General features: G+C 49.7%; 11 protein-coding genes. 3 read left to right on the forward strand and 8 right to left on the reverse strand.

Annotated features, from left to right (window positions below):
- A partial coding sequence (locus L0156_01015) for an alpha/beta hydrolase (protein MCI0601573.1) occupies nucleotides 1-506 on the forward strand: 506 nt, incomplete at its 5' end.
- A gap of 5 nt (nucleotides 507-511) precedes the next feature.
- On the opposite strand, the gene L0156_01020 is transcribed toward L0156_01015, so the two are convergent.
- The 5 genes from L0156_01020 to L0156_01040 all read right to left on the reverse strand — a co-directional run bounded on the left by L0156_01020 (nucleotide 512) and on the right by L0156_01040 (nucleotide 4,955).
- A complete protein-coding gene (locus L0156_01020; GenBank protein MCI0601574.1) occupies nucleotides 512-1,135 on the reverse strand; it encodes a hypothetical protein in 624 nt (207 codons plus the stop codon).
- Between the two features lie 59 nt (nucleotides 1,136-1,194).
- Nucleotides 1,195-2,925, reverse strand: coding sequence for a DNA polymerase/3'-5' exonuclease PolX (polX, locus tag L0156_01025; GenBank protein MCI0601575.1), 1,731 nt, complete (start codon nucleotides 2,923-2,925; stop codon nucleotides 1,195-1,197).
- Nucleotides 2,926-2,958: 33 nt separating this feature from the next.
- Nucleotides 2,959-3,309, reverse strand: a complete 351-nt coding sequence (locus tag L0156_01030; protein MCI0601576.1) for an energy transducer TonB — start codon at nucleotides 3,307-3,309, stop codon at nucleotides 2,959-2,961.
- A gap of 68 nt (nucleotides 3,310-3,377) precedes the next feature.
- The gene (pssA, locus tag L0156_01035) at nucleotides 3,378-4,013 is read right to left on the reverse strand and encodes a CDP-diacylglycerol--serine O-phosphatidyltransferase (protein MCI0601577.1); all 636 of its coding nucleotides are present in this window, start codon (nucleotides 4,011-4,013) and stop codon (nucleotides 3,378-3,380) included.
- 24 nt (nucleotides 4,014-4,037) lie between these two features.
- Entirely contained in the window at nucleotides 4,038-4,955 is a 918-nt protein-coding gene (locus tag L0156_01040; protein MCI0601578.1) for an arginase family protein, read from the reverse strand.
- Nucleotides 4,956-5,047: 92 nt separating this feature from the next.
- Here L0156_01040 and L0156_01045 point away from each other — a divergent pair, with 92 nt between their 5' ends.
- Nucleotides 5,048-5,617: a CGNR zinc finger domain-containing protein gene (locus tag L0156_01045; protein ID MCI0601579.1), complete on the forward strand. Its 570-nt coding sequence runs from the start codon at nucleotides 5,048-5,050 to the stop codon at nucleotides 5,615-5,617.
- Nucleotides 5,618-5,634: 17 nt separating this feature from the next.
- On the opposite strand, the gene L0156_01050 is transcribed toward L0156_01045, so the two are convergent.
- Entirely contained in the window at nucleotides 5,635-6,282 is a 648-nt protein-coding gene (locus tag L0156_01050) for an SdpI family protein (protein ID MCI0601580.1), read from the reverse strand.
- Complete coding sequence (locus tag L0156_01055; GenBank protein ID MCI0601581.1) at nucleotides 6,279-6,563, reverse strand: autorepressor SdpR family transcription factor; 285 nt, start codon at nucleotides 6,561-6,563, stop codon at nucleotides 6,279-6,281. The genes L0156_01050 and L0156_01055 overlap by 4 nt, the downstream gene beginning before the upstream one ends.
- Nucleotides 6,564-6,671: 108 nt before the next feature.
- Between L0156_01055 and L0156_01060 the strand changes: the two genes are divergently transcribed.
- Nucleotides 6,672-8,426 carry an ATP-binding protein gene (locus L0156_01060; protein MCI0601582.1) on the forward strand — a complete coding sequence of 585 codons (1,755 nt, stop codon included), beginning with the start codon at nucleotides 6,672-6,674 and terminating at the stop codon, nucleotides 8,424-8,426.
- A 7-nt stretch (nucleotides 8,427-8,433) separates the two neighbouring features.
- On the opposite strand, the gene L0156_01065 is transcribed toward L0156_01060, so the two are convergent.
- Complete coding sequence (locus L0156_01065; protein ID MCI0601583.1) at nucleotides 8,434-8,907, reverse strand: Hsp20/alpha crystallin family protein; 474 nt, start codon at nucleotides 8,905-8,907, stop codon at nucleotides 8,434-8,436.
- Between the last annotated feature and the right edge of the window lie 270 nt (nucleotides 8,908-9,177).

Genomic DNA, 9,177 nt, shown 5'->3' on the forward strand with positions numbered 1-9,177 from the left:
GTATTTGGCTTGCGGCGAAATACCCGGATAAGGTCAGATCGTTATCGGTTCATAGCGGATGGACTAAAACGGATCCCTTTCTCAAGACGGTTGTCGAGGGCTGGCAGGTGATCACCAAAGGTCTGGGAAGTGTAACGGAGATGATCGTCCGATGTATCTTCCCCTGGTGTTTCACACCCGAAACCTATAACACGAAGCCCGATTACATTCGGTCATTGGAGGAATTTGCCCGATCGAGACCTGCGCAGCCTGTGAATGCATTCATACGACAATCGAATGCCGTTCTAGCGCACGATGCCGAAGCTCAACTCGGCAAGATCCAGGCTCCGACGCAAATTACCATCGGTCGCCATGACGTGCTTTCTTCCAGATTTGGTGAACCGTTGAAAAATATGATTCAGAGGTCCGAGCTCGTTGTCTTTGAAGGTTCAGCGCACGCACCGATTTATGAAAAGGTGGATGAATTTAACCAGACCACTCTGGAATTCCTGAGGCGACACTCCTGATAGATTCATTTGATGCGTGTGTCAATCGCGATCCAATTGACTTCCCATGTCTTGCCTCCGTCATCTGAAAATGATTGCTCGAAGCGGCAAGAATCCCCGGTGATGTCTGAGATTACAAATCGAACCAGGATTGCTCGGCCATTGAATGTTTCCTGGTTGTAAAACTCGCCACGACCATCTTTGAATTCGCCAATGGTGGGCGTGCTCATCATGCCACTTGCACTGCTTGCGAAATTGAGACTCCACTGGCGAGATTCCGGATTGTATAGACGCAGACTGAGACCTTCGAAGTGACCCGCCGGGCAATCGGCAACGAGTTCCACCAGATTTGCGCGGCCATTCCAAACTTTCCGGACAATGGTCGTGCCTTCATATTCGAGCCAGGTGGTGGAGCCACTCAAAGGATTCTTGAGACGCTTGAGTTTGGTTTTCCAGGTGCCGATTTCGAAATCAAAATCGTGTTGGCCGTCTCGTGTCGAGGCCGAGGTTGATGAAGTATTGGAACTGGGCTCTGAGGTGAGGCGGGGGGCTCGCCCGCCAGCGATGATTCTGTACGGGTTTTGTTTTGCGGGCGGGACGCCCGCGCTACTTTGTAAGAAAACTAAACATAAAAGAATCGCTATTCGCATGAGAATGAAGATAAGCTGGATCACTAGACGCGATCAAGAAGTTACCTGCAGGTAACGGTCTACTTTTGCTTTAACTGGCGCAGGAATTTTTCAACGGGCAGCGTGTTGATGATGTTTTTCTTTGATGCCCAACCGCGGCGCGCCTGGTCGATTCCGTAATCCAGATAGCCGAACTCGGCTGTCGCATGAGCATCGGAATCGATGCACATTTTCACTCCGGCTTCGACACATTTCCGGATGTGCTCATCTTTCATGTCCAGCCGGTCCGGTGAAGCATCGATTTCCAAAACGGTTCCGGTCCGGGCGGCAGCTGCAATCACTGCATCGACATCGAGCTCAATCGGATTCCTTTTGATTATTTTGCGCGCGGTCAGATGGAAAACGATATCCACATGTGGATTCTCCATCACCCTCAGGATCCGCGCAGTCTGCTCTTCCCGCGACAAATGAAAATGATGATGAACCGCTGCGCCTACCACATCCAGCTCGGCCAGAACTTCATCCGCGATGTCCAACGTTCCATCTTTCATGATGTTCAATTCAGCGCCAGCGAGGATTCGAAATTTTCTCTTTGCCTTTTTAAATTTTTCGTTGATCCGACGAATGACTTTCATTTGCTCGCGCAATTTGGTTTCATCGGAACCGTTTGTCATCGGCAGACCTTTCGTGTGATCCGTAATCGCGATATATTCCAGGCCCATCTTTTCCGCCGCATCGGCCATCACTTCAATCGAATCATCTCCATCCGTCCAGTCCGTTTGGACCTGCAAGTCCCCTTTTAGGTCCCCGTATTCGATCAGGTCCGGCAAACTCTTTTTAAGCGCAGCTTCAATCTCGCCGGAATCTTCCCGCAATTCAGGCGCAACGTATTGCATACCCAGAGATTCGTAGATGCTCTCTTCCGTGGCTCCCGCAATTTTCCGGTCTCCTTCGAACAATCCATACTCGTTCAGTTTCCATCCTCGCTTGATCGCGCGCTCTCGAAGCGAGACACAATGATTCTTGGATCCCGTGAAGTAGCACATTGCAGCACCGAAAGATTCTTCCGGCACGATGCGCAAATCCGCATCCATGAGATTTCGCAGGCGTACGTTTATTTTGGTATTCCCCTTCCCGTAAACATGATCCACGAGTGAAAGGGCCACGAATCGTTCTGCAATCTTTTCCGGGCTTGAGGAGGTGACGACAATATCCATGTCTCCAATCGTTTCTCTTTTTCTGCGAAGCGAACCTGCAATCGCGACTCTTCCCGCTTCCGGAAATTGGGAGACCTGTTGTTCCAGCGTTTTTGCAACTTTGATCGCGCTTCCAAAAGTGCGCCGGTTGCCCGATTTCTCCAGGAATTGAAGACCCTTCAATATCTTCTCTTCTGATCGCGCGCCGAACGATGGAAGTTCTCTGATTTTTCCTTCCCGCGCAGCCTTTTCCAGCTCCGCCAAATTCGTGATTCTCAACTTCTTCCACAAAGTGAAAATCATCTTCGGACCGAGTCCGCCTACTCGTCTCAACTGCAACACATCCACCGGGATTTTCTTTCGGTAGTTGTCATATTCCGGAAAGCTTCCTGTTTTATGAAGTTTTTCAATGTGATCGGCAATGCTTTTCCCGACTCCCGGAATTTTCGTCAACGCCTTCAGTCCGCCTTTGCGAAGAATCTCTTCCAGACTTTCATCGAGACTTTGTATGGCAGCACCGGCCCTTTCGTAAGCTTGCGGCTTAAATGGAATGCCTTCCATTTCGCAAAAAAGGGCCATCTCAAAAAGGATTCGAGCAATCTGCTGGTTCGTCATATAAGGAATGATAGTGTGGAACGTGTCCGCTGCCTAATAGCGGATATGGATAGTGCTCGCAAAAGTGAGATACACAGCGATGGCTTTTCCATTCTTCAGTGCCGGTTTAAATTTCCATTGCTTCATGGATTCAGCCACGGCTTTGTCAATCAAAGCATGTGCACATCTGAGGAGTTTGATGTTTGTGACCTCACCTTTGGAGGTGATCACGGCTTCCAGCATCAAGAATTTTGAAGGGAGGTAGATACCCTTGAGTTCCGGAAGCCGTGCGTTCACCTGTTTTAACAAAACGGGAGGAGTCACGTTTCTATCGACATAGATTGGTTTTTCATCAGCGTGAGCAAGAGATACCAACAGGAGAAGTGCAAAGGTCACGCGTTTCATACTCTACTTGTATGACACCGGAAGCCTTATCTTTGTTTCTTTGTTAACTTCAAATCGCTATAACGCCCTTACGGCTTGGGGATGCGTAGCGTTTTGCTGATCATAGTCGAACCGAAGAGCAAATAAAGAAGCGAAATCAAATGGAGCTCCATCCCCAGAATTCGCACCGGATACAGATCTCCGTGAGAGAATGCAAAAAGTGTGATTGCAAGTGGAATGATATTCAGCGGCACGGGGGTGCCTTCAAAATACTTCACTTTGCCCTGAGGTGATTCCGCCAGTTGTTCGGCTGTGATGTTGTATCGGGCAAGTCTGCTGATGCTGCACGCAGCGAAGTAAATCAGTATGATCTGATCCAGCACGCTTTGAAGCCCGATTGCATAAGCGATGGCTGCGGGCGCTGCTCCGAACGAAATGACATCGGCCAGCGAATCCATCTCACGTCCCATCGGAGAAGCTTTGTGTCTCCATCTCGCGATGCGTCCATCCAGAAAATCGAAAACGATTGCCAGTGGAATAATGCCCACAGCCGTATACAACTCTCTGCGATCGCCCGTGGCGGTGAAACTCATCGCTTGAAAAATCGCTGCAACTCCGCAAAAACCATTCGCAAGCGTAAAAAGATCCGCGAAGTGAAAATCGCGAATCATCGAGAATCGGCGAACTGGTTGGGCGGATTGCTCTTTCGACACTCGCTTCTTCATGAGAGATTCTAGGATTTTATCATCTCATGCAGGCTGGAAGGCCTCACCAATCATATCGATCAGCCGGAGGGCGAGTTTTGCATCAGGGTCATTCCTGACGTTGAATTCTGTCAGCACAAGTCCGACTGCTTGACGGCTTCCCAGGAACACCTGCAGTGCTTGTTGCGTTTTCAGCAGAGTAAGTCCTGGTTTGTGAGGTATGTCCGCGGCTGAAAAATCATCGGAATCAACCACATCAACGTCAAAATGTATCAGGATGTGCTTCGCCCTGCTCTCCAGCTCATCTAAGGCTTGCATGGCGGCAGTCTGCACTATACCCCTAATCTGTTCAAGCGGATATCTGGCCATCCGAGTCTCTTGCAGCAGCTTGACTTCCACAGGATCAATTCCGCCAGCCTCAACGCTATACCCGAAAAGAGATACGGCTTGCTCATCCAGCAGGGGATAACGCGACCCCAAATGGCTTAGTTCGTCCACACCCTTTCCAAGGATGTGGGCGAGCACCATTCCGTCGAAGATTCCCGATAAAGTCGTTTCCGGCGTGTTCAGATCCACATCGCCATCGCAGTAAATCATTCCTAAGCTTGCGAAATGTTTTGTTAGGGCTGCAAGGACGCCGATGGTTATCGTACAATCTCCTCCAACAACCAACGGCCATGCCCGGTTTGCAACAGCCAAATCAACAGCACTGATTACCTGCCTGAGAACTCGGAGGACATGAGTAAGATTCTGCTGTTTTGCATTTTGCTTATCCGGAGAAAACGAAACCTGACTGAGGTCACCCAGATCCAAAACGTCTCGACCAGTGGAGCGCAGGCGGTCCACCAACCCTGCGTTGCGAAGAAATCGAGGCGCTTCCTCCTGGCCTAATTGGCGAGCGCCAGCGCTCGAAGGAACGCCAATCAAGGCGATTTTGTTTGCATCATATACGGATTCTCTCAAGGTTCCTCCTTCGTGTTTCGTACACGCCTGTGTTGATGTAACGAGTAAAATATACTATACTCGTTACGCTGATTATATATGTCATTACAGCAATGAGCAAACAACGCTTCGACGCAGGATTCACTCCTCAGAGCTCATGGTTGGACCTGGTAAACAGCCAGCAGTGGGACGGATTCGGCCGCTTGACTGATCATTTGCTGGAACCAAGGTGGGTGGCAAGGTTTCTGAGATATTGGAAACTTCCCGAAAAGCTGATTCTGACAAATCCGATTGTAGAGCTGGCCCAACTTCGGAACTTCCTGAGACGGTCGATCGAAAAGATCGCATCGGGTGAATCACTGAGCCGGCAAGATTTATGGACTTTCAATGCTTTTCTGAATGCGCCAGGCTACCTCAAACTCGTTGCAAAAGGAAAACGAATACGCACCGAGCTGAGACCTTTGCGCCTCGATTGGACATGGATCAAATCACAAGTGGCTGCGTCGTTCGTTGATTCATTCCAGCAGCAGCGCAATCGAATCAAGATCTGCGAAAATACCGGATGTCGGTGGGCTTTTTTCGATAAAACCAAAGGCAATATCAGGCGATGGTGCAAGGACACAAGATGCGGTAATCGTGATCGAGTACGTCGCGCCCGCGCCCGTCACCGGAGTCTCTCATAAGCGTCCGCTGTATATTGTTAAACCTTACCGGCGCGTTCGAGACGTTTGTAGAGAGCGAGGGAATATCCCGCAGTGATCAGGACTCCAATTATTAGGAGGGCGATTGCAAATACCGGTGTCACGCCTGCAATCGTTGTGAGGAAGCCAATCACTCCAACAACCACGAAAATGCGCGCGGCCAAACGGTGTGTATCGTTCCAAACGCGCTCATTGGCAAGAGTCCACGGTGTTCTTATGCCAATCCAAAAATTTCGTTTCACCTTCCCGAGCACATTGCCGAGCAAAGCAAAGAACAGGAAAAGTCCGGCAAGAAATGGCCGGCTCGTATCAACATCCTCATGAAACATGCTCCAGAGCAGCAAAACATGAATGTAGGCGAAAAGACATGCCGTCAAAAACATTACAAATTCATAGGTCCTGCGAAAAGAATCCACCGCGAAAGGCTTCGGAGAGAGCCACGGCAGCCCTTTCATCAAACCGAGGATCAAGATCATCACGCCGGGAAGCAGAAAAGTCGCCCACGATTTATCACCGTAGTCATCCACCTTCCCTTCCAGGTTCCAATGAACCGGAACTTGTTCAGGCATTTTTGGATAAACGTATGACGTAACACCAAACACCAACACGATCAGGAGAATCGTTGCAATGCTGTAGAGTCGTGTCATGAGTTGTTCCTCCTTTTCCGCTTCGAATCACCCACAAGGTCGACAACCCAGGTCATCACATCCTGAAACACGGTCGTATTCAAAGTGTAATAAATGGTTGTTCCTTCGCGGCGGCTGGAAATCAAATCCCCCTCCTTCAGTACGGAAAAATGATGCGAAATGGACGGCTTTGTAATATCAAAATGCTCCGCAAGCTCTCCGGCTGATTTTTCGCCGGCGCCCAGCAACCGCAAAATCTCCCGCCGCGTGGGATCGGCAAGCGCCTTAAAAATCTCGTTCATTGTTAGACATCCGTCTAATTATACAGATTTCTAAATAAGGAGGCAATGTGGGTCGGGCGAGTCGCCGGCACCACAATTAGGAACGGTCGTATAATCAGGAAAGACCGTATGGCCGACCCCAGTACGTTCACGTTTGATCGACGGTTGAAATATGCATTAAGCGGAATTGCGGCGGGTGTGTTCATCGTGCTTGCTTTGATGCGCGGCACGGATTTGATTTCGCGCAAAGAGCAAATACTGAACAACCGTGAGAAACACGCCGCAAATCTTGCAGCAATTCTGTCCCGCTACTTGCACGAAGTATTTGCAGGAACGGATTCTTCTCTGCGTCAACTGTCCATGATCAGCAGGAGAATCGGCGGACCCTCGGCTCCTCCTGAAGAATGGGGCCCGGTCCTCAGATCTGCGAAAGCCGGGTTGTCCGGAGTCGGATCGATTTCTGTGGTGGATACGGAAGGTATCATCCGCCATGCCACTATCGACTTCATCATCGGCCAGTCGCGTCGCACCGACTACGTTTTTCAACGGCTTCATTCGGAATCCAAAGACATTCTTGTAGCGAGCAAACCGTTTCGAACGCTCACAAAGAACCCGCAGCTCGTGATCCCCCTTGGCCGGCGTTTAACAACACAGGATGGCACGTTTGATGGCGCTGTCGTTGCAACTGTTGTTCCTATCGAACTGCAACGCTTTTTCCAATCGGTAGATGTCGGCAAGAGCGGGATCCTTTGGGTTTTTCATCCGGATGGAATCATCTTAATTCAGGAACCTTCGCAATCGAATCCTATGGGCCGAACCGCGCAAGGTAATTCGATTTACGAAGCTGCGCGACGCGGGCGCGAAGCCGGCACGCTTCGAGGCGCCATCACTACCGGCGGACCAGTTATGCTCAACGCTTTTCGAGCGACTGCAGAACCCAAACTCTTCGTTGCAATTTCCTTAAACCAGGATGAAGCCCTGTCGGAATGGTGGAGGGAAGTTGTTATTTCCATCGTAGCCTTCCTGCTTTTTGGATTGTTTGTGACTCTGATTTTGATCTATCTCTTCCGGCAGATCGTGGCCCGAAGTCTTGCAGAGCATGCGCTTCAACAGGAATCACTAATGAGGGAAATAGAACGAGCTGAGGCGCGGGCCGCTCATGAAATTGCTGATGTTCGCGCGGAAGTGGCCAAAGAATTAGAGCGTAAGAACAAGGAACTGGAGGCATTCAGTTATTCCGTTTCGCACGACCTTCGCGCGCCGTTGCGTGGCGTCGATGGATTCAGCAAACTGCTCCAGGAACATCACGCGGACCAGTTGGATGAAGCCGGTCAAAGTTATCTGGAACGTGTGCGGGCCGCTGCCAACAGGATGGGAGAACTGATTGATGATCTGTTACAACTCTCGAATTTGAGCAGAATAGATCTTCACATGCGAACCGTGGATCTGTCGCTTTTAGCAAATGAAGTCATCAGGGATTTGCAAGCGATACACGAGAAACCAAAAGCCGCGATTCTCATTCACGACGGACTTCAGGTGCACGCGGACGGCAAACTCCTGAAGATTGTGCTGGAGAATTTGCTGGGAAACGCATGGAAGTTTACCTCAGATGAGTCGGCCCGAATAGAGTTTGGTTCATCTGATACAGTCCATGGCCGCGCGTTCTTCGTACGGGATAATGGCGCCGGTTTCAATATGAAATATGCAGATAGGCTTTTCCATCCTTTTCAGCGATTGCATCTGGATTCGGAATTTCCCGGCACCGGAATCGGACTGGCTACTGTCTACCGCGTGATCGACAGACATGGCGGTTTGATCTGGGCCGAAGGAGCTGTCGGCCATGGCGCAACCTTCTACTTTACGATCCATACAAAATCCTCGTAAAACAGAATTACCTGTTTCGTGTCTCCGGGTTCCGGGATTCCTGCGTTTCCGCTTTTATCTTTATCTGCTTTGGCCTCGCTTCTTCCGTCTTAGGCAACATTATTTTTAACTCTCCATTCTTGTAAGCAGCATCAATTCGATCCGCTTGAACGTTATGTGGCAGCGTGAAACTACGAGCGAAAGAACCGTAGGCACGTTCGATTCGATAGAAATTTTCGCGTTTTGTCTCTTTTTCATGCTTGCGTTCGCCTTTCATATGCAGGGTATTGCCCTCAACGCGTATATCCAGATTGTTCGGATCAATGCCCGGGATATCAACCTTTAGGGTAATAGCGTTTTCATCTTCATAGATGTCGACGGCAGGAGTCCATTCGCCCGCGAAGAAGTCCTGCTCTTCACCTAAAGATCGTTGACGGGCTGGAAATGCTTCGTCGAACAGCCGGTTCATCCGGTCCTGTAACGTCATTAAATTTCTGATCATTTTTAACCTCCATAAAAAGCAAAGAGCGAACCAGAAAAGGTTCGCCCTAAGGAACTCAAGAGAGCTCCTACATGAATAAATAATGATTCTATCTCTTCTTCGCAAGTCGCGACATTCTTGTCATAGAAGGGAGTACGTAATGCAGGCTGGAAAGCCGAGTTTGTTGAAAAATCAATTGGAGCGCGGACTTCCAGTCCGCAAAAACGTGTTTGCTCGACAAGCATTTTGCGGGCAAGATGCCCGCGCTCCCACTAGAAGTTCATCCGCAAA

Source organism: bacterium, from assembly GCA_022616075.1.
GTDB lineage: Bacteria > Acidobacteriota > HRBIN11 > JAKEFK01 > JAKEFK01 > JAKEFK01.

Bases quoted from the DNA above. Each gene is read 5' to 3' on its own strand.
- L0156_01060 (MCI0601582.1), top strand. From the start codon at position 6,672: ATGGCCGACCCCAGTACGTTCACGTTTGATCGACGGTTGAAATATGCA.
- polX (MCI0601575.1), bottom strand. From the start codon at position 2,925: ATGACGAACCAGCAGATTGCTCGAATCCTTTTTGAGATGGCCCTTTTT.
- L0156_01030 (MCI0601576.1), bottom strand. From the start codon at position 3,309: ATGAAACGCGTGACCTTTGCACTTCTCCTGTTGGTATCTCTTGCTCAC.
- L0156_01020 (MCI0601574.1), bottom strand. From the start codon at position 1,135: ATGCGAATAGCGATTCTTTTATGTTTAGTTTTCTTACAAAGTAGCGCG.
- L0156_01050 (MCI0601580.1), bottom strand. From the start codon at position 6,282: ATGACACGACTCTACAGCATTGCAACGATTCTCCTGATCGTGTTGGTG.
- pssA (MCI0601577.1), bottom strand. From the start codon at position 4,013: ATGAAGAAGCGAGTGTCGAAAGAGCAATCCGCCCAACCAGTTCGCCGA.
- L0156_01065 (MCI0601583.1), bottom strand. From the start codon at position 8,907: ATGATCAGAAATTTAATGACGTTACAGGACCGGATGAACCGGCTGTTC.
- L0156_01055 (MCI0601581.1), bottom strand. From the start codon at position 6,563: ATGAACGAGATTTTTAAGGCGCTTGCCGATCCCACGCGGCGGGAGATT.
- L0156_01045 (MCI0601579.1), top strand. From the start codon at position 5,048: ATGAGCAAACAACGCTTCGACGCAGGATTCACTCCTCAGAGCTCATGG.